Origin of the sequence: Limnospira indica PCC 8005 (genome assembly GCF_000973065.1) — a bacterium.
Taxonomy (GTDB): domain Bacteria; phylum Cyanobacteriota; class Cyanobacteriia; order Cyanobacteriales; family Microcoleaceae; genus Limnospira; species Limnospira fusiformis.
The window spans coordinates 598959-623143 of record NZ_FO818640.1; the positions used below are offsets into that span (position 1 = coordinate 598959).

The following is a 24185-nucleotide window of genomic DNA, read 5'->3' on the forward strand; positions in this document are numbered from 1 at the left end:
ACTTGACATACAATTTTATTGTGGGAATCTGTGCCGACATATATATGGCTTTTGAGAGCCGGGACCCCTTCGATATCATTTAGAAATCGGAAAAATTGCCATAAAAGCCTCACCAGAACTTAATCTTATCGCCCTTATCCCAACACCATAGTTCATCTCAGGTCAGTATTAGCTTTTTTATTCCTGAATAGTCCCCAAAGTTACCGAAAAAGCCGACAATAGGGAAATCGTTGTCAATAAATGCGAGGCAATGAGAAACCCACTTGATTGACAGGGACTAAGGGAAGCTATTACTATTTGCTGGCTGACTTTGTGTTTCCCGCATCTGCCCATTTTTCGATAAATCAATAGACTATGCAAATCTTCTTGCGAATCTGGTTAGGACAAATTATCTCCGTAGTCGGCACATACATCACAGACTTCGCTTTAGGGGTGTGGGCTTATCAGACCACAGGTTCCCTAACCCTGTTTGCTCTGATCATGGTGTTAGCCTATCTACCCAATCTGCTAATTTCCCCTATAGCAGGGGTGCTAGTAGATCGGTGGAACCGACGTTGGGTGATGCTAATAGCTGATTCTACCACAGGTGTGACAGCAATAGGGATGATGATCCTGTTACAGTCCGGCAGCCTGGAAATTTGGCACATCTACATAGCCGTTAGCATCAGTTCCGTCGCTAACGCCTTCCATATTCCAGCTTACATGGCAGCGATCGCCCAAATTGTTCCCAAACAGCATTTAGGTCGAGCTAACGGCATGGTACAGATATCGCGGGCGCTGGCTAGAATTTTGGGTCCGACCATTGCCGGATTTTTAGTAGAAGCTGTCCAGTTGCAGGGGGTATTAGTCTTTGATTTTGCCACCTATGTACTAGCCACCATTGCTCTGCTGAGTGTGAGGCTTCCCGATCCGAAACCAGTCGCATCAAGCGATCGCAAAACCGTTAACTTTGAACGGATCTGGGGAGAAATTAGCTCCGGGTGGGATTATGTAGCCGCGCGTCCGGGACTGTTAGGGTTAATGCTATTTTTTGCAGTCATTTATCTAACAGAAGGAATGATCCAGGTTCTTTTCTGGCCGATTATTCTCAGTTTTGCATCTAGTTCCCAATTGGGGATAGTGTTATCTATTAGTGGTTGCGGGATGTTATTCGGTAGCCTAGTAGTCAGCGCCTGGGGAGGATTAAAACGCCAAGTTAATGGAATTCTGTTGTTTGTCGCCCTACAGGGACTCTGTTTATGTTTAGGAGGATTTCAACCTACCCTATTTTTAGCAGCTATTGGCGGATTTGGTTATCTATTCTCCCAGCCCATTGTCATCAGCAGCAACCAAACTATCTGGCAATGCAAAGTTCCCCAATATCTGCAAGGACGAGTTTTCGCTTTACAAGGGTTATTTGAAAAATCCTTGTTAGTCGTAACACAACTCAGCGTCGGACCTTTGGTTGATGGCATTTTTGAACCCATGATGCAGCCTGGGGGAATATTGGCAGATCGAGTCGGACATATTATCGGTATGGGACCCGGACGGGGAAGTGCTTTGCTTTTGTGTGGGGTCGGTATAATTAATATTGCTGCCGTCATTATTGCCTATCGCAGTCCTCGTCTCCGTCGTTTGGAAGCTGAGGTTCCTGATGCGATCGCTCATTCTGCTAATGTAGTTTCTAGTTAACCTTAAACTAGACCCCGTAATGCTGCCAACTCTTCCATAATTGAAGGGGGTTCATATCCTAAATCAAACGCTTGGGAACTGTCTAGGGATGTATCGGGAGAACGGGGTGCGATCGATTTAACATCCTGTTGCTTTCCTGGCGTAATTCTATCCGCTGGTAAATCTAGCACCTGCGCCATTAGCAAGCCAAACTCATAGCGAGATATCCTCTGTTTTCCCCCTAGGTGTAATATCCCATTAACCTTTTTTTCAATCGCTAACAGTAACCCCCTAGCCGCAGTCTTGCCACTAACTGGCGTGCGAAATTCATCCTCAAACAGGTTGAGGCAATTTCCCGATTTTAGCGTTTTGATAAATCCCTGGATAAAACTACCCCCATGAGGCGAGGCTATCCCATACATTAAAGGCATTCGACAGATAGCAGCTTTCGGATATCTGGCTAATATTTCCCCTTCCGCTTTCACTTTCTGTTCCCCATAAGTGTTAATCGGACAAACTAGATCAGTTTCTCGATACGGAGGGTTTAAACCATCAAATACTAGGTCAGTCGAAGTAAACACATAAGGAATTCCCGCCGCGCCGCACAAACTCGCAATATCCCCAGCCGCCACCACGTTAATTTTATGAGATATATCCGGGTTCTCTTCGCAAAAATTCGGTTTTGAAGCCGCCGCTGCATGAATGACCGCATCAGGTTTTATTTCTTCCCATACCTGCTTTAAGTCTCCTAATACCGTCAAATCAGTTTTGATAAATTTGACACCACTCTCTATCACCGGACTGGAATTATACGTTCCGTAAACCTCCCATTCAGATTTGGCTACCTGGCATATATTCCAACCCAAGAAACCGCTCGCACCTGTCACTAACAGTTTTTGAATCATCGCTTTTTATTGTATGGCTTTTGCTTCTGTTATCTTCCCGCCTAGTGGTCGATACTTTTGGGGATAATCCTATATATATGTCGCCACAGATTCCCATGCTTCTATAATAGGTCAAGTTCCAGGGTTTGTCAATACTAAATCATCATTTATTTTCCATTCATTGATATGGGGAAAATTACTTAGTTTTTTATGCCCCTAACCGCCAGATGAGCCATAACGCACAAAATGGCGTTTTTGTCAATAGCCAGATTTTGAGCCGTCCATTTTAGCCCCAAAACTCGTGCATCGTGATTTTAAGTTTTAGCCAGAGAATATTGATAATCCGCGATATAATAAGGGTTGTAGCCTCTTTTTTGGCGTAAAAACACAAGAAGCCCTTGGATGCGATTATTTATAGCATACCAAAACCCCTATAAATTCGTCAAGTGTTTGAGAGATATTCTCAATAAAATTTTAACAATTCTTAACATACTTTTAAAATTCAAAACCTTGGAAATTTATCTATCAGCAAAACTTAACTATGCTCGATGATATAAGGGGATAGGTGAGGGGGGCGGGTTTGTTAATATCGCAGTAAGTTTCATTAACTGTGGAACCCGCCATTAAAGTAGAATTGAGAATTGATAACTAAACCCTAGCCCTAACTACTTGTTGTAATACAGCTTCAAACATTTTAATGCCATCAGTATTACCCAACATAGGGTCAGCAGCTCTTTCGGGGTGAGGCATCATACCGACCACAGTACCGGATTGGTTACAAATTCCGGCAATATTATTGAGAGAACCGTTAGGGTTATCGCCTTCATAGCGGAACACGACCTGGTTATTATCTTCTAATTGTGCCAGAGTTTTTTCGTCGGCATAGTAACAACCCTCACCGTGAGCAATAGGAAGAGTAATCACCTCATTAGGTTGATATTTTCTAGTCCAGGGAGTTTTATTATTGACAACTCTGATGGGAACGCGATCGCAAATAAAATGCAGATCCCGATTGCGAACCAAAGCCCCAGGTAAAAGTCCGGCTTCGGTTAAAACTTGGAAACCATTACAGATACCGATCGCGAATTTACCAGCATTTACATGGTCAATAGTAGCGCGAATAATGGGAGAAAAACGGGCGATCGCACCACAGCGCAGATAATCACCATAACTAAACCCGCCGGGAATGACTACCACATCAATATCAGAAAGGTCTGTATCTTGGTGCCACACCATGCGGGTGGGTTTGTTTAAAAGTCCCTGTGTCACCCAGGCGACATCGCGATCGCAGTTAGAACCAGGGAAAACTAGGATACCAAATTTCATATCTAATGGGCTGTAGTGGTTGCAGTTTCCGATAGGGGGGTTAAATCAAAACGATAGGTTTCGATGACCGGGTTGGCTAAAATGCGATCGCAAATTTGATCAATTTGCTGGACTGCTTCCGCTTCGTCCGCCGCCTGGAGTGTCACCTCTATATATTTACCAATTCGGATTTGTTCGACATTTTGATATCCCATCTGCTGAACGCCGGAACGAACCGCCGTCCCGGCTGGGTCTAACACTGAAGGACGAAGGGTGACGTAAACTTTAGCTTGAAATGTTTGTGCCACAAAACTACCCATACTGCTTAACTAACAAATCTTATTATCCACCAAACCCGGATCACAAGAAACATCTACGAATTATCAACTGCAACAAGACTCTAGTTGGCTTCTGGCAGGTGTCACAAAATCTTCATACACATGACACAGGGCTGTAACAAGGCCTGACTATTCTTAACACTGTAAGCAAGCAAGTTTAGTAACTCGCTCCTCACACCATCATCCTTTGTAGTTCCACCGCCACCGCGTCGGTGGATTTTTTTTGGCTTTATGGTTGATTTTTTGTTCAATTTTTAAAAAAATGTACAGCCAGGGTGGCTGGGGGGGGTTGACAGGCGACGGGAACTCATGCTATATTATTGACATATTTTTATATAATTGGATATTTGCAAAAATAAAAAAATTGAATATATTTCCATTTTCTAAAATAATACCATAAGTCAACCCAAAAAGCAAGGTAACCCCCAAAACAGAAATTTTTTGTAACATTTATTAATTTTTTGTTACAAAACTTAACATAATTCGGTTCCCACTGGTAAGGGGATATACTATTGTGTGAGCGCATAAATGGAGGAAAAACAACGGTTTACACACGCCCCTTAGCCCGTCTAATCGAACAGTTCCAGAGGCTGCCCGGTATTGGCCCCAAAACTGCCCAAAGACTTGCCCTTCATATTATCAAACGGCCAGAGGAAGAAGTACAGGCTTTAGCGAGGGCGTTGTTGGAAGCGAAAAAACAGGTAGGTTTGTGTCAGGTATGTTTTCACCTGTCAGCGGAACCTGTTTGCGAAATTTGCCGTAATCCGCAACGCGATCGCGAAACGATATGTGTAGTTAGCGACTCACGGGATGTAATTGCGTTAGAGAAGACTCGTGAATATAGAGGATTGTATCATGTTTTGGGGGGAGTAATTTCCCCGATGGATGGAATTGGACCAGAACAACTAACAGTTCAACCCCTAGTGAGGCGGGTTAGTCAACAACAGGTTAAGGAAGTGATTATCGCGGTTAACCCAAGCGTGGAAGGGGAAACGACGACATTATATTTAGGCCAATTACTGAAGCCTTTTACGAGGGTAACTCGTATTGCTTTTGGTTTACCTGTGGGTGGAGATTTAGAATATGCTGATGAAGTGACCTTAGCGCGGGCGTTAGAAGGGAGACGGGAGTTAGATTAATTAAGGGTTTGAGATTTCTAGTGTTTAAAGATAAGTTGTGATTAGAGCAGCTATAAGTGAAACCTATTGGATGTAACTGTGACAGTTATCACCAGCTATAAGTGTTTTAACTCACCAAATTACATCTGTATAATCACTGATGGTGGGAGAGCAGATCACGGATCTAATCTGAGAAATGGAGGATGATAAAAGTGTCGAGTTCAAAACGCACTTATGTCTCCAGTCAAACTACTTCCCGGCGCACTCTCCGAAATCACTGCATCGGTAACTGAAACCAGAGCGCTGACTAAAGCCGATCGCTATGGTCTAATGGCAGCGGTACTAGATGAATCCTTAGAAAAAGAAGAACTACGATCCATAGATCGCCTATTGTACTCAATTCGGCGGGGACGGGTCCGGCTAGTAGACGAAATATAAGTAACGGTATGAATAAATCGAGTCGATCAACAGAATGAACTCGACAGCCTTCTGTTTATCCCAGGAGAGTCCGCATAGCGCGGACTCTTTTTGTTCTGCGAAATCAGTAGCGGGGTACGGTATCATCAACGATTACAGAGTAAGCATCAATGCCCCCGGTAATATTTTTAACATTAGTAAAACCCTGTTGAATGAGCCACTGACCCATTTGGGCTGAACGTCTGCCATGATGACACATTACCCAAGTTTCCTTATGGAGGTCAAGTTCAGAGAAAATGGACTCTGACCACTGCTGATGTTCACTCAAGGGGTAATTGACAAAACCATCAATACTAGCGATCGCCAATTCTTGAGGTTCTCGAACATCAATAAGCTGCACCTCTTGGGTAGGCTTTTGTAGGTAATCAGCAACGGTCTTGACATCAATTTCAGGTAAGTAAAAAAATTGAACCGACATATAACTAAGGTATTTTTAGTTCCTGTATCAATTTCAATAATTATGGCAGATTCTGGAGAAGGTTGCCGAAAAGTTGTAGAGGCGGGCCCTGTAGGGGCGGGTGCGCGATCAGCCACAGCACACAGGATAGGACTGCTACACCCGCCCCGGTGCTAAAGCCAGCCACAGCACACAGGATAGGACTACACCCGCCCCGGTGCTAAAGCCAGCCACAGCACACAGGATAAGACTGCTACACCCGCCCCGGTGCTAAAGCCAGCCACAGCACACAGGATAAGACTGCTGCACCCGCCCCAAGCCACCACAGCACACAGGATAGGACTGCTACACCCGCCCCGGTGCTAAAGCCAGCCACAGCACACAGGATAAGACTGCTACACCCGCCCCGGTGCTAAAGCCAGCCACAGCACACAGGATAAGACTGCTACACCCGCCCCGGTGCTAAAGCCAGCCACAGCACACAGGATAAGACTGCTGCACCCGCGTAGGGTGCTTCGCATCGGACAAGCTACGGGAAAAACTAGGATAGGGGCGGGTTATGAAGATTCTGGTGAAATAGAGGATGGATGGGAGAACCCGCCCCTACGGATGGTGATGGACGCGGAAAGATAACAGATTGCTAAAAAATAATAGTAATAGTATCAGGGTGATTGGGTAACTTTATAGGGGCGGGTTATGAAGACTCTGGTGAAATAGAGGATGGATGGGAGAACCCGCCCCTAGGGATGTGATGCACGCCCAAAGATAACAAATTGCTAAAAAACAATAGTATCAGGGTGATTGGGTAACTTTAGTTGAACCAATGGGGGACTCTGACGATAGATAATCGCGCCACTACAGCCAGTAACAGGACCTTGAAACAAAAGACGCTGACCATCATCCGCTTCGACAAACATATTGCCAATACAGACCCTACCGCCGCGACTATCAACCTCGATTTGTAGCAAATTGAGAGTATGCAGATCGGTAATTGTCGCCTTGAGGAGGTGATCGCGTTTAACGACCCGCACTTCAATGGAATCAATACGGAAACTATAAGCATGACCATCGGAAGAGGAAAGATTTAGCTGCACTCCAGGGGGCAACCCTTGGACAAGATTGATAGCGGCTTGCTGGGATTTATGGACTGTCAAACGGTCTATGGGTGGCAGATCGGTAGGTAAAGCGTCTAAATCAATCCTCCAATCAGAGGCTTTGCGGTTAATCTCCTCCTGAATAGCGACAGCCCGCCTAGTGTCAACGTTGGCCGCATAATTTTGCTGTTTAATTTTATTAACAATCCAACGTTGTCGAGCAAACACCTTTAAATGCAGGTTTTCGGCTTGAACAAACTGCTCATAAAATCGTAAAGTCCGCACCAAATCGCCAATTCTTTCGAGGACTATGCCGACTTCGGGAACTGCTAGATAGGTTTTCCAATCGGAATTAGATAATACTTGGTCTATGAGGGTCATATAGCGAGAGCGAGCAATGCGGACCTGTTGTGGGGTCAAATTAGAGCGAGCCAGTTGTCGGATTAACTCAAACTGTAAGCTCTTGATTTCGGATGGAGAACACTCTTCTAAGGCGGCGATCGCATCAGACCATTGTCGGGAGCGCATCAAATATTCTACCCAGTCACGGTAGCGATTTTGTGCAAGTAAAGCGCGTCTAACACATTCGCCATATTTTAACCACTGGGCGGTGACGGGACGACCGGCGCGTTCCCATTCAGCAATAATGCGATCGCTATTTCCGGCTCGTTCCAAATAAGCCAAACCTTCTGGGAAGCCTAATACATCAGCTAAAGCAATATTATATTCCCGTCGGTCAGTAGACCCACAACGCTGCCAACAGCGGACCGCCCGCCGCAAGTTTTTGGCTCGATAGAAGCATTCCCCAGCAATATCTAGGAGGCCATCATATTTGGCTTCATCTAAGGCTTCCAATACATCACCAAATCTTTGCCATTGGGGGAGAGATAATCGCTTTTCGGCCATCAAACGTTTGATTCTGCTGGCATATTCAGAAATGGCAGCTTTCCAGGGTTTGCGGTTGTGGTCCGGCGTGCGAGAACCGAGGTGGGGGCGCCCAGAACTATACTGGGTACTGGCATTTGATCCTACATAATTGGATAAACTGACTTTTCCCGGGTCGGTAGTAGATTTTTGGGCTAGGACTTCTTCTAAAAACAGGGTAAATGCAAAGACCACAGCTAAGGTTTTGGTGGGGGTTGCCATGAATTCTACTAGGGGACGTTCTGCTGGTCTTGATTCAGGGAATTGGTGATACCAGTTGAGTAGGGCTTGCCAACATAGACCATGCCAGAAACATTCCCAGGCTGCGTCATTTTCACCACGGCGATAGAACAATAGCCCGGCTTCTCGAAATCGGCGATCGAATCTCAGAGCCCAGGCTTCACATAGTAGGGCTTCTTGTTCCTTTCCGAGTTCGAGATAGAACTGTTTAGCCCGTCGCAGGGAAACTGGATCTTTCTGCATTCGGCCGTTTTCTTCAAATTCTTGGGCTTGTAATTCCCGGTGATCGAGATCGAGATTTTCGAGACTATCGCCCCAATTTAAACCGCCTATATAGCCGTACCAAATTTGGCGATCGTCTGATGCAGCTAAACATTGTTCTAGTTGGTATGCAGATTGGTGCAACGAGTCTGTGGTTGCATATTGCCAGAGGAGGCGGTCTCCAGCTTCTGTGTCAATGACTATTAGGTTAGTGATTCCTCGACTGGCTGCTACATATAATTTATTGAAAAAATACTCTAATTCTAAGGGATGTTCTTGGTCTAAATTGATATAATCCCAAAGCGATCGCCCAAATTCCTTGGCAAACTGTTCGCCAAATTTATATAAAATTACTAGGGGGAATTCTAAGCCTTTGGCTTGAATGGCACTTAACACATTTTTCGGGGGATTGGTTTCGCTGGCTCCCGGATATAACGAAGATAAAAAATCATCATTTCTGATATATGTTAATTCGCCGTTTGCTTCACATGGTACAATAAAAATGGGGGATTTTTCGATGTGGCTTTTGAGGTCATTTACGGAAAAATTACGCTGACCAAAGATGAATTTTTGGGGATGACGAGCATTGGCTATTGGTTGCCATGCTTCCTGGGGTTTGAGTTTGGGAATTTTAAAAACTAGATGCCGCCATAGGTGAATTAAATTGGTCATTTTGACTATGGCTGGGCTGGATCTGTAATTAGATTCTAGTTCATAAAATGACATTCCTAGATTGAGTTTTTGGTCAGGATCTAGGTGAGAAATTACCTGATCAAAAAATGTGGCTTTGACGCTTTGCCAACGAAATCCGGTGGGGTTAAGGGTCTGAAATGGGTCCCCCGCAAAGGCAAAGGGTAAACTGGGAATGGGGGGATACATAACTGAGTCGGAAAATAGAGAGAGTTTGACGATTAGCAATAGTTCTAACTTGGTGAAATCCTGGGCTTCATCACAAAAAATGGCTGTATATTTGGGGAGGTTATCACCTTGGACTTGCAGGACTCGCCGGATTAAGTCTTGGTCATCCCAATAGCCACCATCATGGGTTAGTTTATAGTACCATGGCCATACCTGTTTATAAATGGCATCAAAGACTTCTGAGGAAATGGTTTTTTCTCGGCGAGGAACATCATCATAATCCTCTGGGGTCATGTATTCATCGTTTTGAGTGACGAGGCTATAGCCTTTGATAAATGTGCGGATAATATGCCAGCATAATTCGGGAGAGTAGCGTTTTTGGCGATGGGTACAGTGTTGGCGGAAGTCGTAAAAGGAGATATAGCGATCGCGATCAAATTTGTCGCTTTCTTCTGGAGGAAGTAAATTAATTAGAAAATCTTGGAAGGATTGAAAGCAAGGTTCTAAGGGGGGTTTTTTCTTCAAATTACTGCTGTTGAGCATGAACTTATAGTTAGTTATTAGCAGCTTTTCTACCCCTTGTTTCGCGCGAGTTAGCAGACGTTCATTATAAGTCAAAAATAGTGGTTTAATGACTTTTTCTGGGAGTTTTTGAGCATAAATTTTCCGGTAGCGATCGCAGTATTCAGCAAACAAATAAACCAACATGGTTGATTTGCCACTCCCCGCGCGACCATTAATAAATAACGGTAGAGAATTTTCAGAATCCGGGCTAGAAAGTTCATGTAAAATTCTTTCTTCTTCCACAGAAAGGGCTAAATTAATACCATTATCTGCTTCAATTTCTAGCCAAATTTCCCGATCTAGGACTAAATAGTCTGGATAAGCGCGACGGGTATAACGCGAGAGAATATCAAATGTAATGGGTGTGGAAAAAATACCCTGGGGAAAGTCGAGAGTTAACAGACGGGTCTGTTGTAGCACCGCCTCAATATCGCCGGGCTGGGGTGGACTATCAAAACTGGCTACTAAGAACACTACCCGACGAGGTAAGCCGTCGGCTGTCTCTAAATGGCTATAGAGGACATAATTACTACTGTCTGGTTTACGGGTTAAGTATAAATTTGGCCAGGAAGTGTCCTGTTTTGCCTCCTGTCCTTCGACAATGGCTAGGACAATTTCACCATAACTCTGCCATTGGTCGCGAGTTTCCTGCTGCTGAAATTGTTTGACCCAGACCTCACCTTCACAAATAATACGATCGTCTGTGTTGCGAGTCCAGGTAGGTCGTTGTAGCCAACCGTGATAGATTTCTGGTAAAAATTTTGGACGTAAAGGCCCTTTTTGTCTTTCTTTTTGGCCTTTGATACTATTTTCCAGGTCAGTATAATAAACTAGAGGGTCTAAATGCTTTTTCCCGTAGTCTTCGGGGTTTTGCAGAAAAGACTCATATTCATTACCCCCCCTAGTCAAAACATCCAGTAAACACAATACTCGCTCATTCTTAAAAGGAAAGATTTTCCCTAGCAGTCTCAGATTACGGACAGGCCGCTTCAGATAGGGATAATTCCAGTTAAAATAGGCATGGACAGCAGAACTGCCCTGGGTCTGAATGGCTACCACTAATTCTGCAATCTGACCCTGAATACCAAATTGTTTGGCTTGTTGATCAAACCTGGGGGTAGTGTAAATATACATAGGTCTTGCGGATTTCCAATTAACCCAGGGAGTGCAAACGAATTACAGCAAATCTAACTAATTATACTTACAGATACCCACTAATTGTGTGATAATAACCGTATAAGTATCCGAAACATTCCGGCTCAGGTCTAAGGTGATAGGCTGAAACCTAAGCAGGGGTATGGTTTCAGAAACTGCTGTCGCTTGTCTCCCTTTAACATAAATTGGGCTGTGGCGGGTTCACTGAAATAATTGGGCCGACGCTTCCTGGCTGATGCACATAGTTGTTCAGGGGGACTTACAATATTCATAACTTGCTTTTTTGGGAACGGCTGTTTTAATTAGGTTTGAGAATGCAATCAACTTACAACCAAAATTCTTTGCGGGAACAACAACACCCGTTAATTCGTAGATTGGCGAACAGTATTGAACGCCTGTGGGGTCAGTATTTGGATCTGCAACCCTATCATCTGCCTGATGATTTAGGATATATTGAGGGGCGATTAGAAGGGGAAAGGTTGACTATTGAAAATCGCTGCTATCAAACTCCACAGTTTCGTAAGATGCACTTGGAATTGGCTAAGGTGGGTAGTGGTTTGGATATTCTCCATTGTGTGATGTTTCCCCGCAGTTCCTATGCTCTGCCTATGTTTGGTACGGATTTGGTGGGGGGACGTGGTAGAATTGGGGCGGCGATTGTGGATTTGTCGCCCATGAATGGCGATCGCACTTTACCCGAAAATTATCACCGAGTCCTGCAAGAATTACCCCAAAATCATTTTTCTCAACCCCGTGATATTCCCGCCTGGGGGGATATTTTTTCCGAGTTTTGTCTGTTTGTGCGTCCGGCAAATGAGCAAGAGGAAAACCTGTTTCTGAGTCGGGTTGAGACTTATATGGAACTACACTGTCAAAGTGCGATCGCTCAAACTCCAGTTTCCCCAGAGCAACAAATTCACATGATCAACGCTCAACGCCACTACTGTCAACAACAACAGCAAAACGATAAGACCAGGCGCGTCCTCGAAAAAGCCTTTGGCGAGGAATGGGCAGAACGCTATATGACCACAGTTTTATTTGATACTCCTGAAGACTGAGACCAGCCACAGTTAAGGGGTAAAATGAGTGTTACCACTCGAAGTAGTTTTACGGCGTTTAGACTTGTTGCGACCTGATGCTGGTAAGGGAGTTTTACCCTGACTTTCCGGGAGTTTCCTATTAGTACGGAACGTAACATTCATGCCTTCGTTAGATTGTTCTAACACTAATAGGGGAGTAGGTTTGGCTTTTTGGTCCCATTCAATATGGGCAATTCTCCCCTGAATTGTCGGTTGCCAATTATCATGGTCATCCGAGGGACTCAAATAGGTTTCCAAGCAGTCAATAATCTGATTAATAGTCGTTGAAGTTGCTTGCGTGGGTAATTTCATCAACCTAATTTGTATCCGAAATAATACCCGTTTTTTGCTATGTTCAGGGTCTCCTGTGTCGTATTCAACATCAAAAATTGAATCAACTTGGCGACCTTGACCAGCATTACTTTTTTCTCCCACAGCCGCCTGTGTAGGTCGCAGAGCCACAGCTATTTGCTGCTTGACCTTCATCTTAATTTGAACAATGATGGCATAATGGAAAACATCCTCAGACATTCTCATCCTGAGATAATCAAGGTTAAATTCCCTGGAGTGAATTAAGTCTGGGTTTTTCTCCATTTTAGAAATAGTCGCCAAGGCTAATTTATATTTTTTATGGAGTTCTTTATTTCTAAAGGTCTCCATTTTCAACTGCTTGGCAAGACCTTTGTTTTTAGAGTTATAAATGACTGAGACTACAATCAGTATTATTAGCATCAAACCTGTAGCCCCCATCCACAACATTTCTGAGGTGACTTTATTACTCAGATTAGTGGTAGGATTTTCGGAAGGAGTTTGTGCTAATATAGATTCAACGAAATTTGTACTATTATCCATCAGCAATCATCAATAAGGTTGACATACTTCCCCAGGGGAATTTTACATTTAAATATTGACTATTTAAGCCGGGGGACAGGGATTCCTCGAAGGTATTTCGGATCTAGCAGTTTCCTGGACTTGAGCGAATAAGTGACCAAACGCACCCCTTATATCTACTCGTGATAGGTGATTAGTTCTGTTGGTCAAGTGTATTTCTCTAATTATACAAGCAGAAAAGCCACTCGTGGTGGTGAGAAACGGGGCCATCAATATACAAGCCCACCTAGCCACAAGTGTCCAAAAAGATGAAGTTAAATTAATTTTTAGATATATAGCGCTGATTGCTATTGGCATATATACACCCGATCGCAATTGTAGCGAAATTGAGCGGGTGAACTAAACACGCCACACCGCCAAGGCGGTTGGCGTTTCCACTATGATCACAGCAGTCCTGTATTAGTTCCCGGCTTCCCAGTGGCTAATTCAACTTTGACAATTTTTCCACCCATTTTCATAATCCGTTGCTGTTCCCGGAACCAGTTGTCATAGGGAACCAGCTTAGTGAAATAGGTATTTTGTAACTCACGCTGAGTGCGAATCCGTGTTTGGCTGGGAACGCAAGCTGTTACTTTGAAAGATCTCATGATTATCTTGCTCCTGAGTTAAGTCAGCAATTTTGACAGTATTTGACAGTAATATTTATCAAATGACTAAAGGCCGGGAGTCATAAGCCAATACTAGCTCGCTAAAACTTATCAATGATACAGACAAGCCTTTGGCGGTCTAGCACTCACTTCAGACTTCCCTGGCCCTAAGTTTATAGGAATTGAAGAACCAAGACTGTAGTATTTCCAAAGGGGATGACTACATTCTAGCTTCCTCTGTGAGCAGTCTTAGCTCAAGCCAGAGCAGATGTAATCAAAGTAAATGCCCATTTCCTTACCAGCATCAGCACCAACTAAGCCAGCAGTAACTTCTTTCATAGCTTGGATAGCTTGAACGGTAGCGCCAATGGGTACACCCAAAGAGTTATAAGTTTCTTTCAGGCCATTGAGTACACGCTCATCCAGGATGGAAGGATCGCCAGCCAGCATAGCATAGGTAGCATAGCGGAGGTAGTAGTCCAGGTCACGGATGCAAGCAGCATAGCGACGAGTGGTGTACATATTACCACCGGGACGGGTGATATCGGAGTACAGCAGAGACTTAGCAACTGCTTCCTTAACGATGTTAGCTGCATTAGCGCTGATGGTGGTTGCTGCACGAACGCGCAGTTCACCAGTAGCGAAATAGGCTTTCAGTTTTTGGATAGCGCTAGCATCCAGGTATTTACCTTGAACGTCAGAGGAGTTGATTACGGAAGTGATTGCGTCTTGCATGATGGTTTCGTTTGCTAATGGTCGCTTGATCTAGGAATTGTTTAGATGAATCTTGGTCGATTAATAAGAGATAATCGCCAGTGCTTATGACATTGCACCAATTAGGTAGTCGAAGTAAGCACCTGCTTCGGCTGCGTCTTCTCCAGACAGCAGGGAAGTGGCTACACTCTTCATAGCCCGTACACCTTCAGCTACTGCTTCGATGGGAGTACCAAGAGATTTGTACATTTCGCGAACACCTACAACCCCGATTTCTTCAATGGGGGTAACATCGCCAGCAACAATTCCGTAGGTGATCAGACGCAGGTAGTAGTCTAGATCCCGCAGGCAGGTGGCAGTCATTTCCTCACCGTAGGCATTTCCACCGGGAGAGACTACATCAGGACGTTTTTGGAAAAGTTGGTTTCCTGCTTCCTTGATGATGCGCTCACGAGCACCTGTCATGGTTTCAGCAATCCGAACCCGGCGTTCGCCAGAGGTAACAAAGGATTTGATCCGATCTAATTCACCAGGGCTCAGATAACGCGCTTCAGCGTCTGCATTGACGATGGATTTGGTAACGATACTCATTTTCTACCACAGGGTTTAGCTAATGTGTTCATGATGAAGCCTACGACTTTCGGTCAGCCCGGTGTCGTGGCTCCTCAGCTTTGGGAAGTACCATTTAACCTGCCACAGGTGGCGGTTAGCAGGCAACTTCTCCTGAGCAGGCAACTTTTGGCTATTACCAAGATTGCCGAGTCATTTATCGATCGCGATCGGGCGTATTTGATTATACGCCGCCACGAGTTTCGGGTGTCCCTATTTGGTCCCCCAAATGAAACCTCATGACATGACTACCTCGAAATGTATTTTGAGGCATTATGTTCACATTATTAGTATATTTGTAATAGTTTTTAACATTTCATGGGGAAAAACTTAATAATTAGGGACGAGGGACTGAGGTAAATGGCCAAATCCGGCGGTGATTTTCCCGATACTGGCTGAATATTCGGGTCATAATCTTGGCGATCGCTGTTGTAAAATGTCGTTAAAAGATTGTAACAATTCCGAAAGCTAGGACTCTCAATTAACTGATGACAGTGCTGAACTCCAACCCAATAACATTCAACCTCCGACTCATACCCAGGGGCTTACTAATCATGGCCTTAGCTGCCTTGCTAACATTTCCCCTGGGAACTGGTCCAGCTTTAGCAAATATTGACGATGATAAGTTTGATGGCAACATTTTTGCTCTTTATGGCGGTAATGGGTCTCTGGTGCCGCCACGAGTTGAACTGTCCCAGTCTTTGAGACTCCATAAACCAGCATTGCTAGTTTTTTTCCTGGACGACAGCCGCGACTGCAAAGTATTTTCGACAACAGTATCGCAACTACAAGAGTATTACGGAAGGGCTGCGGACTTTATCCCAGTTAATATTGATTCAATCCCCATGGACTCGTCCCTACCTCCCACGGAACCGGGTCATTACTATCGAGGATATGTTCCCCAAACAGTGATAATTGACCAATCAGGAGATGTCGTGTTAGATGAGGTGGGGCTAGTCGCCTATGAAAAGGTAGATGATGTATTCCGGGAAGTATTCGACTTATTACCCCGTGAGAAATCTGTAGAACTGCGACGCAAACCCGTTAATGAGATTAATAGTGAAGCGTTCACCTTTGTCTTGGAATTGTAGAAGTCCAGATTGGTGTCAAGGGACTTAATGCGATCGCTTTTTTGTCCTAACTGGGAATTTGTACTTGTTTTGTCCATTTTCCCAGTAGGCTACCTTCCATTGGGTCAGTCTGATAACTTACTCCTTGCTTTCTCCCCTGGGACGGTTAATCCGGCTAGTGCGATCGCTTAATCCTGTTGGGTACTGCCTATATTGATTTAGGATTGTGTAAATCAGCTTCATTAATTCGTTGTCTCTGGAGTTAACCTCTGATATCAGTTTCTGGTTTTGCTTCATTAATTGCCAGACTAAAAAAACCGTAATGCCATCAGTCCCCAGCTTGACTATACAGCCTTTATCTCAATCATTAAGCACAGTAACAACACTTGGTAAACCAGTTATTCAAACACTGTAAATCCACAAGGCTTACCGCCACTTCTACCAATCTCACTAATAATTCCATGGTCTCCGTCCTGAACTTGCACACTAAACTTTTGAGCTGTGACCACATCATCTCTATCGGGTTAAACTCAGGGGAATACACCGGCAGATATTCTACCCTGGCTCCTACTGACTCTATCATTTCTTTGACTTCTTCTCGATGATGAGAATTTCAGTTATCCATTACCACTACATCTCCTTTTTTTAATTTTGGCAATAAATCTAACTTGATGAATTGGAGAAAATCCTCTTTTTTCATGGACCCTTCTAATGTTTGAGTCGCTACCACTCCGGAGAGCTTAATTGCACCAATTATTGTCATTTTTTGACCTCGATAGGATTTCCGCAGTTCATAGACTTTTTTCCCTTTCGTCGCTCTGGCTAACGGTCTGCTCATCCCTACCCATAACCCACTTTCATCAATAAACACAAGCTTTTCAGGAGCCACATCTCTAATTCTTTACCAATAATCTACTCGCGCTTTCTGTACTTCTTCAGTTACTACTTTTTCGCTCCTGTATGTTTTTTTTTGAGACTTATATCGTGCTGCTTTAAAAATCTATCTATCATGGTCGTACTGACATTTATGCCCAGCTTGTCTCTGAGCTTCTCACTATATTGCCATAAGGTCAGGTCGGGGTGGGCTTCCACAATATCTATCACGGCTTCCTCATGCTTAGATAAAATGCTTTTCTTTTTAGTGCCACACTTACGAGGAGATAAGTCTCCCGTTAATCGATACTGTTTGACCAGTCGCCTTACCGTGTCTGGACTCACCAAAAAGCGTTTCGCTACTTTTCGGATAGAAGTGTCTCCTTTTTCATAGGCTTCTACTATCTTTTTCCGAAAATCTAAAGAGTAACGGCTCATGGTAGTTGGTTGTGATAACTGATACAATAGCCATACATTATACTGTACTTTGTGTTTTGTGTAAAGGCTGTATCATCGGGTATAGCATTAGTCAAGCTGCGTCCTAACCACCTTGACTAATGCTATATCATCAAGATATACTTTTTTATAATTGTAATTTGTGTTAAATTATTAAAATTTCCAATATCTGAATTATTTAGCAGTATACCATAACTCCCCGCAAAAAGCAACCACTCCCCCCAAAAAAAAATTTTTGCAGCATTTGTTAATTTTTCGTTACAAAACTTAACATAACTTCCGTAACAAAAAAGTAGAGACAAGGTACGCTTTGTCTCTACTCTTGTTTATTGCCTAATTAGGCACGGTGTTAGAAATCGTCGTCATCAAGGATGTCATCAGTGATGATAGCAGACGAGAAAGGTTCTTCATCGTCGTCATCAATTAAAGGGAAATTATCAGAATCATCATTGATAGCAAACTCATTATCCTCATCATCCTCATTATCTACGAGGTCATCAGAGAACATAGCCTGGTCACTGTAGGCGCGAGCCGAGTGGTCATCAAGAATTACATCTTCCCGCAAATCATCATTATTAACATCATCTTCGAGGTAGCTGTAAGGTTCCTCATCCATAACCGACTCTTCCGCCAAAACCGGGTCTTCATAAGCATTAAAACCGCTACCAGCAGGAATTAGTCGTCCGATGATGACATTTTCCTTGAGACCTCGCAACCAGTCCGACTTACCCTCAATAGCAGCTTCAGTTAAGACGCGAGTAGTCTCTTGGAAACTAGCGGCGGAGATAAAGCTGTCAGTATTGAGAGAAGCCTTAGTAATCCCCAACAGAACAGGAGTATAGCGAGCGGGAGCGCCGCCAGTAATAAACATAGCCTCATTGACCTGTTCAACCTGACGAAGTTCCGTCAACTCTCCCGGAAGAGTAGTAGTATCACCGCCATCATCAATGCGAACCTTAGAGGTCATCTGACGGACAATCACCTCGATATGCTTGTCGGAAATATCAATACCCTGAGATTGATAAACCGATTGAACCTCATTAACCAGGAAAATCTGACACTTTTGGAAGCTCTTGAGAGCCGCCTCATAAACCATCCCATCCTGTTCCAGATAGTAGTTAAAGAACACCTCCAGAATTTCATGAGGATTAGCCGGACCATCAGTGAGAGGCTGTCCGACATCAACGGTTTGTCCATCAGAGACAATAACTGTCTGACCAGGAGTAAGGGGATACTCAGTCGCAGCGCCGCCAGACTCAATCACGCGCAACTGGACCAAATCATCAAAAACCTCCAGCTGAGCCGTACCGGGTTGTTTAGCCAAAATACAAGCCTCTTTAGGTTTACGAGCCTCCAGAAGTTCCTCAATACGAGGTAGACCCTGAATAATATCCCCAGTTTTGGGTCGCTCAAAAACCAAAAGCACCAAATTATCACCCCGTTGGACCAAATCGCCATCGCTCAAATGCAGAACCGCGCCGGAGGAAACGCGATAGGGTCTTCCAATACGGAGAACTATTGATGTTTCCGAGTCATCCTGGTTAATAGCCACAACTTGGCCAGACTGGGACAATTTAACTCCAGGTGCAATTTCGGAATCTTCTACTACCAGTTGACCGACTTTAACAGTAGGAGTGACACCATCGGGTAGTTGAATGGTCATCATATCGGTGTCACGAACAATGAGACAGCGGCGGAGAATTTCAGCACCGGAGCGAATACCGCCAACGACACCGCCATCTTTACCGAGAATTTCGGTGCGAGTGACGACTGCGCCTGGTTCAATTTCCTGACCATCATGGACTAGTAAGCGAGTCCGGGTGCTACCTTGGGTGGAATCAGCGATAATATCGCGCCGAATCACCAAAGACTCTAAAATCACCAATTGGAGGCGCATAATCTCAGGATTATCTTCATCGGGAATCAACTCGATATCAGCCGCCAACTGAGGCGCTTCGGTACCGATGTTAATTACCAACTGAGTACGCAACAGTTCGACTCCTTCGACAGACCGAACCCGCTCGCCGTCTTTATAAGATAGACGTTGTACTGCTTGGAGAGAGATAGACTGATTGAGGGATTCCTGGGAGGGAACTGGGGGAGTTTCTGGAACATGAAATTCCACGACGGGACGCAATAGCAAGGCGGGACCTTCGGGAGATTCCACATACTCAACATAATTAAGTTCTGTGGCTGTAACTCCTGGTATAACTTCTTCTCCGGCGTTTTTAATTTGACCATCGATCGCCATTACCATTTCGGGGTCATCGACCAGATGCAATTCCCCTGGTTTGACGACAATTTCGCGAAGGATATCGTTCTTTTGGGTAACTTCAATGACCCCTTTACTCTGACAGAAGATATCTTTAACTACCTCTGTTCCGGCTTCGACATATTGACCATCTTCAACGATTAACAGAGAGATGTCCTTATTCACTTCGTGACACTCTTCAGGAATCCATAATAAGGTTCCCCCAGAAGTCACCTCATAGCCTTGTTTACCTTTGGAGCGTTTAGCAACTTCCACGCCAGCGTATTTAATAATCCCGCCAGTAGTGGTGCGGTAGCTATCATCCATCAATTCCGCGATCACTTCATGATTTTCGACCTTGCTACCGGGTGTAACTTTGAGGGAGAAACGGTGATTGCTGTTAGTTTCAATCACATATTGTTCCCGTCCCAACTCTGATTGGAGACGTACCAAAGCCTGGTCTAAAAGTACAGAGGCGGTGATAATTTCAATTTCCCGTGGTAGAGCATTTTCCTCACCGGAGGAGGTGGTGATCATACCATCAGCGAGTGTTTCTGTGGCTACAGTGGCGGGGTCTATGTCATTATCATCGGTAATGCGGACAATACCGCCATGTTCGGTTTGCAGTTTAGTTTGAGCCAGGACGCTACCTGGTTCCACACGATCGCCATTTTTGACCACTGGTTCTGCGCCGGGGGGTAAGTTATAAACTTCTCCGGCTAAGACCCACAGCAAGCCACCCCGTTGAGCGATGCGGGTCATATTTCCTTGGCGATCGAGTTTTTCTTCTGGTACAACGTCAGCAAACTTAACCTCTCCGGCTAAATCTGTTGCTACGTCCTTAGTGGCTTTTTCAGTAGTTTTGCGAGCGGTTCGTCCCCCAGCCATAATTTCCACCAGGACTTGGTCGGCGTTAACCGCTTGTCCATCGTGAACCACCACCGTAGAGCCTTGGCTGATGTTAATGCGCTTGTTCCCGTCTTTCCCTTCCACCGTGAGATAACCGTTGCTTTCAGCCAGGAAGGAGTCATCCCCGTGTCGGGTACGGAAAGCACGCAGACGGAGAGTTTTCGGAAATTTAACAGTCCCATCAAAGGGAGCGCGGAGAAACCCAGCCGCTTCAGCGGTAAATACGCCTCCGGTGTGGAAGGTCCGCATAGTCAACTGAGTTCCCGGTTCCCCGATAGACTGAGCCGCGATAATACCGATCGCTTCTCCTAAGTCTACCATTTCCGCATGAGCCAAACTCCAGCCATAGCAGTGGCGACATACGGATCTGTTCGCCTCACAGGTTAGAGGCGATCGCACAAAAACTTTTTTCACCCCAGCATTACAGATAGCGGAGGCTAGGTCATCACAAACGACTTGATTGCGAACAGCGCGGATTTCTCCAAAGCTAATAATTTCCCCGGTCTCTGGGTTTTTTACGTCCTCACCCAAGACGCGACCCATAAGGCGGTCTTTGAGGGGAATCAAAATGCGATCGCCGTCCGTCATATCTCCCAGAGTGATTCCCCGTTCCGTACCGCAGTCAATTTCCCGCAGAATCACATCCTGAGACACATCCACCAACCGTCTGGTCAAGTATCCCGAATCTGCCGTCCGCAGCGCCGTATCTACCAATCCTTTCCGCGCCCCGTAAGACGAGATAATATATTCTGTTACCGTCAATCCTTCCCGGAAATTAGTTTTAATCGGCTGGTCAATAATTTCCCCTTGAGGGTCAGCCATCAAACCCCGCATTCCCACCAATTGACGGACTTGGGAGATATTACCCCGCGCACCAGAGAACGCCATCATATAGACCGAGTTCAGGGGATTTGTCGAGCGGAAATTCCGCACTACTTCATCCTTCAGAGCCTCCGACGTACCGTTCCAGGTATCAATTACTTTTTGAAAACGTTCTACTTCCGTGATTTCTCCCTTCGTGTATCGCCGTTCTGTGCGCCGAATTTCCTCTTCTGCCTCCTCTAATAAATCCTTTTTTGACTGCGGAATTTGCAGGTCATCAACACTAATTGAAACCCCCGCTCTCGTAGCATATTTAAATCCCAAATCCTTCAACTCATCAGCTACTTGAGCCGTGACCGCGCTCCCATGATTCATAAAAGCCCAGGTCATCAATTTTTTCAGTTGACCTTTATCGATAACTCGGTTGCGGAAGATTTTTTTATTGTCAGACATAGCAGTTCACATTCAAAGTGCAAAATTTTTAAAGCCGTAGTCCTGATTTTTTCCCCAGGAATTTCCCCTCGCGAGGCGTTTTTTGGGGAGAGGCGGGTTCACGGCATTAACCTTGGCTATGGCTCCGCGTAGTCCCCCGCCCTTACCCCTCTAGGCAGACATCATATCTGCCTTTAATCATTGTTAAACCAGAGCATCTAGCACGGTTTTATTGAAGATAATTCGACCAGCCGTTGTCCGCACATATTGGGAAATCATGTTACCGTCCTTATCTTCTCGAACTCTCCTGGTCAAATTGCCACTTTTTTGACCCCTGTATAATTTCGTCAGATTGCTTCCATCAGCCGACTTTTCCTCTCCGTCAATTTCTTCAGGTTCATCTAGGTCAACCTCCCCATCAAAACGCACCCAAATCTCAGCGTGTAAATCCAGCAAACCGTGAGTATAAGCCACGCAAGCATCTTCCAGGTTACTGAAATAGCGATCTTTTCCTCGCACCGCCTTCGGATTTTTGGCAGTCAGATAATAGCAACCCAAAACCATATCCTGAGAAGGAGTAACAATAGGTCTTCCCGTAGCCGGAGACAGAATATTATTACTAGCCAACATCAACAAACGCGCTTCCGCCTGAGCCTCAATAGACAAAGGAACGTGAACAGCCATTTGGTCACCGTCAAAGTCAGCGTTAAAAGCCGGACAGACCAGGGGATGCAATTTAATCGCCCTTCCTTCCACCAGCATAGGTTCAAAAGCCTGAATTCCCAGGCGGTGGAGAGTTGGCGCACGGTTAAGCATAACTGGGTGTCCAGAAATCACCTCTTCTAACACATCCCAAACACTCGGATCGCCGCGTTGAATCAACTTTTTCGCCGCCTTAATGTTATTAACCAAATTCTGACGAATCAGGCGATGAATCACAAAAGGCTGGAAAAGTTCGATCGCCATTTCCCGAGGTAGTCCGCACTGGTGCATTTTCAAATTCGGACCCACCACAATCACAGAACGCCCCGAATAATCAACCCGTTTTCCCAGCAAGTTTTGACGGAAGCGGCCTTGTTTACCCTCAATAATATCCGAGAGAGATTTCAAAGGTCGGTTATTAGCACCCACCACAGTCCGACCGCGGCGACCATTATCAATTAAGGCATCCACCGCTTCTTGTAGCATTCGCTTTTCATTGCGGATAATAATTTCCGGCGCTAAAATCTCCTGCAACCTAGCCAGGCGATTATTACGGTTAATCACCCGTCGATAGAGGTCGTTTAGGTCAGAAGTAGCAAAGCGACCCCCATCTAACTGAACCATCGGTCGCAAATCCGGGGGAATTACCGGAATCACATTTAAAACCATCCATTCCGTTTTAGAACTGGTGGCGATAAAGTTATCAATGATCCGCAGTCGCTTAATCAGCTTGGCGCGTTTTTGACCTTTAGCGTTAGCAATATCCGTTCGCAATTTTTCCGCTTCTTCTTCTAGGGGGATATCTTCCAATAAACGGGCGATCGCCTCAGCGCCAATACCCACTTCCACCCCAACCAGTTCGCCTTCTTCTGCGTAAATCTGCTCCTCAATTTCCAGCCATTGTTCTTCCAGCAGCAGTTGTTTATAGGATAGATTATCAGCATTCCCCGGATTCAATACCACATAGGCATTAAAATAAACCACCTGTTCCACATCTCGCAGAGGCATATCCAGCAAAATCGCCATATAGCTAGGAATACCCTTGAGATACCAAACATGAGTCACCGGAGCCGCCAGTTTAATAAAGCCCATGCGATGTCGTCGCACCCGCGATTCTGTAACTTCTACCCCGCAACGTTCGCAAACAATCCCCCGATGTCGAACTCGTTTATATTTACCACAGTGACATTCCCAGTCCTTAGCCGGTCCAAAAATACGCTCACAGAACAACCCATCCATTTCCGGCTTGAGGGTACGGTAGTTAATAGTTTCGGGCTTGGTAACTTCCCCTACCACTTGACCGTTGGGTAAAGTACGTTCTCCCCATTGTCGGATGCGTTCTGGAGACGCTAACCCAATTTTAACGTAATCAAAACGTTGCTCTATCTTAGGCATAATTCTTGTACATTGAATGCTAACACAAAAAACCGTTCCATCGTCGCGGGTGCGCGGAGAGGGGCAGGTGCTTGTAGGTGATGCTTTCCGAATCAGCCATCAAGTCCACCTACCCAATTTCTGAACCCGC

The 24185-nt window shown here is 45.0% G+C and carries 20 protein-coding genes and 1 pseudogene; 7 read left to right on the forward strand and 14 right to left on the reverse strand.

The genetic code is table 11. The features are described 5' to 3' along the window. Positions 1-354: 354 nt before the first annotated feature. Positions 355-1671 carry an MFS transporter gene (locus XZ46_RS02695; protein WP_006621720.1) on the forward strand — a complete coding sequence of 439 codons (1317 nt, stop codon included), beginning with the start codon at positions 355-357 and terminating at the stop codon, positions 1669-1671. A gap of 2 nt (positions 1672-1673) precedes the next feature. On the opposite strand, the gene XZ46_RS02700 is transcribed toward XZ46_RS02695, so the two are convergent. From XZ46_RS02700 to purS, 3 genes are all read right to left on the reverse strand, one after another. Beyond that, on the reverse strand, positions 1674-2555 hold the full coding sequence (locus XZ46_RS02700) for an SDR family oxidoreductase (RefSeq protein ID WP_008056972.1): 882 nt from the start codon (positions 2553-2555) through the stop codon (positions 1674-1676). A 627-nt stretch (positions 2556-3182) separates the two neighbouring features. Further along, complete coding sequence (gene purQ / locus XZ46_RS02705; protein WP_006621717.1) at positions 3183-3860, reverse strand: phosphoribosylformylglycinamidine synthase subunit PurQ; 678 nt, start codon at positions 3858-3860, stop codon at positions 3183-3185. 2 nt (positions 3861-3862) lie between these two features. Next, positions 3863-4159 (reverse strand): phosphoribosylformylglycinamidine synthase subunit PurS, encoded by a 297-nt coding sequence (gene purS / locus XZ46_RS02710; protein ID WP_006621716.1) that lies wholly within the window; start codon positions 4157-4159, stop codon positions 3863-3865. A 530-nt stretch (positions 4160-4689) separates the two neighbouring features. On the opposite strand from purS, the gene recR reads away from it, so the two are divergent. Both recR and XZ46_RS02720 read left to right on the forward strand, forming a co-directional pair. After that, positions 4690-5316, forward strand: a complete 627-nt coding sequence (gene recR, locus XZ46_RS02715) for a recombination mediator RecR (RefSeq protein ID WP_006667941.1) — start codon at positions 4690-4692, stop codon at positions 5314-5316. Between the two features lie 213 nt (positions 5317-5529). Next, the gene (locus XZ46_RS02720; protein WP_006621713.1) at positions 5530-5733 is read left to right on the forward strand and encodes a hypothetical protein; all 204 of its coding nucleotides are present in this window, start codon (positions 5530-5532) and stop codon (positions 5731-5733) included. Positions 5734-5836: 103 nt separating this feature from the next. On the opposite strand, the gene XZ46_RS02725 is transcribed toward XZ46_RS02720, so the two are convergent. The 3 genes from XZ46_RS02725 to XZ46_RS02730 form a co-directional block, all read right to left on the reverse strand. After that, the gene (locus XZ46_RS02725; protein ID WP_006621712.1) at positions 5837-6190 is read right to left on the reverse strand and encodes a rhodanese-like domain-containing protein; all 354 of its coding nucleotides are present in this window, start codon (positions 6188-6190) and stop codon (positions 5837-5839) included. 232 nt (positions 6191-6422) lie between these two features. Beyond that, on the reverse strand, positions 6423-6545 hold the full coding sequence (locus tag XZ46_RS37450; RefSeq protein ID WP_008056966.1) for a hypothetical protein: 123 nt from the start codon (positions 6543-6545) through the stop codon (positions 6423-6425). Between the two features lie 400 nt (positions 6546-6945). Next, positions 6946-11244: a DEAD/DEAH box helicase gene (locus tag XZ46_RS02730; RefSeq protein WP_008056965.1), complete on the reverse strand. Its 4299-nt coding sequence runs from the start codon at positions 11242-11244 to the stop codon at positions 6946-6948. 335 nt (positions 11245-11579) lie between these two features. Here XZ46_RS02730 and XZ46_RS02735 point away from each other — a divergent pair, with 335 nt between their 5' ends. Next, positions 11580-12323 (forward strand): phycocyanobilin:ferredoxin oxidoreductase, encoded by a 744-nt coding sequence (locus XZ46_RS02735; RefSeq protein ID WP_006621708.1) that lies wholly within the window; start codon positions 11580-11582, stop codon positions 12321-12323. Between the two features lie 12 nt (positions 12324-12335). On the opposite strand, the gene XZ46_RS02740 is transcribed toward XZ46_RS02735, so the two are convergent. The 4 genes from XZ46_RS02740 to apcA form a co-directional block, all read right to left on the reverse strand. Further along, positions 12336-13196: a hypothetical protein gene (locus tag XZ46_RS02740; protein WP_008056960.1), complete on the reverse strand. Its 861-nt coding sequence runs from the start codon at positions 13194-13196 to the stop codon at positions 12336-12338. A gap of 422 nt (positions 13197-13618) precedes the next feature. Then, positions 13619-13822 (reverse strand): phycobilisome linker polypeptide, encoded by a 204-nt coding sequence (locus XZ46_RS02750; RefSeq protein ID WP_006617274.1) that lies wholly within the window; start codon positions 13820-13822, stop codon positions 13619-13621. Positions 13823-14071: 249 nt separating this feature from the next. Continuing rightward, positions 14072-14557, reverse strand: coding sequence for an allophycocyanin subunit beta (gene apcB / locus XZ46_RS02755; protein ID WP_006617275.1), 486 nt, complete (start codon positions 14555-14557; stop codon positions 14072-14074). An 84-nt stretch (positions 14558-14641) separates the two neighbouring features. Next, positions 14642-15127: an allophycocyanin subunit alpha gene (apcA, locus tag XZ46_RS02760; RefSeq protein ID WP_006617276.1), complete on the reverse strand. Its 486-nt coding sequence runs from the start codon at positions 15125-15127 to the stop codon at positions 14642-14644. Positions 15128-15157: 30 nt separating this feature from the next. On the opposite strand from apcA, the gene XZ46_RS02765 reads away from it, so the two are divergent. The 3 genes from XZ46_RS02765 (at position 15158) to XZ46_RS33775 (ending at position 16407) form a co-directional block, all read left to right on the forward strand. Continuing rightward, complete coding sequence (locus tag XZ46_RS02765) at positions 15158-15388, forward strand: hypothetical protein (RefSeq protein ID WP_006667936.1); 231 nt, start codon at positions 15158-15160, stop codon at positions 15386-15388. Positions 15389-15699: 311 nt separating this feature from the next. Further along, on the forward strand, positions 15700-16236 hold the full coding sequence (locus XZ46_RS02770; protein WP_006621704.1) for a thylakoid membrane photosystem I accumulation factor: 537 nt from the start codon (positions 15700-15702) through the stop codon (positions 16234-16236). Positions 16237-16248: 12 nt separating this feature from the next. Beyond that, positions 16249-16407: a hypothetical protein gene (locus XZ46_RS33775; protein ID WP_155839091.1), complete on the forward strand. Its 159-nt coding sequence runs from the start codon at positions 16249-16251 to the stop codon at positions 16405-16407. On the opposite strand, the gene XZ46_RS37735 is transcribed toward XZ46_RS33775, so the two are convergent. The 4 genes and pseudogenes from XZ46_RS37735 to XZ46_RS02790 form a co-directional block, all read right to left on the reverse strand. Beyond that, positions 16354-16563: a hypothetical protein gene (locus tag XZ46_RS37735; protein WP_071533530.1), complete on the reverse strand. Its 210-nt coding sequence runs from the start codon at positions 16561-16563 to the stop codon at positions 16354-16356. The genes XZ46_RS33775 and XZ46_RS37735 overlap by 54 nt on opposite strands. Before the next feature lie 19 nt (positions 16564-16582). Then, positions 16583-17526, reverse strand: a pseudogene (locus tag XZ46_RS31510) (IS630-like element ISAtsp7 family transposase). A 367-nt stretch (positions 17527-17893) separates the two neighbouring features. Then, positions 17894-21979, reverse strand: coding sequence for a DNA-directed RNA polymerase subunit beta' (locus XZ46_RS02785; RefSeq protein WP_006621700.1), 4086 nt, complete (start codon positions 21977-21979; stop codon positions 17894-17896). A gap of 183 nt (positions 21980-22162) precedes the next feature. Beyond that, on the reverse strand, positions 22163-24055 hold the full coding sequence (locus XZ46_RS02790) for a DNA-directed RNA polymerase subunit gamma (RefSeq protein ID WP_006621698.1): 1893 nt from the start codon (positions 24053-24055) through the stop codon (positions 22163-22165). Positions 24056-24185: the final 130 nt, after the last annotated feature.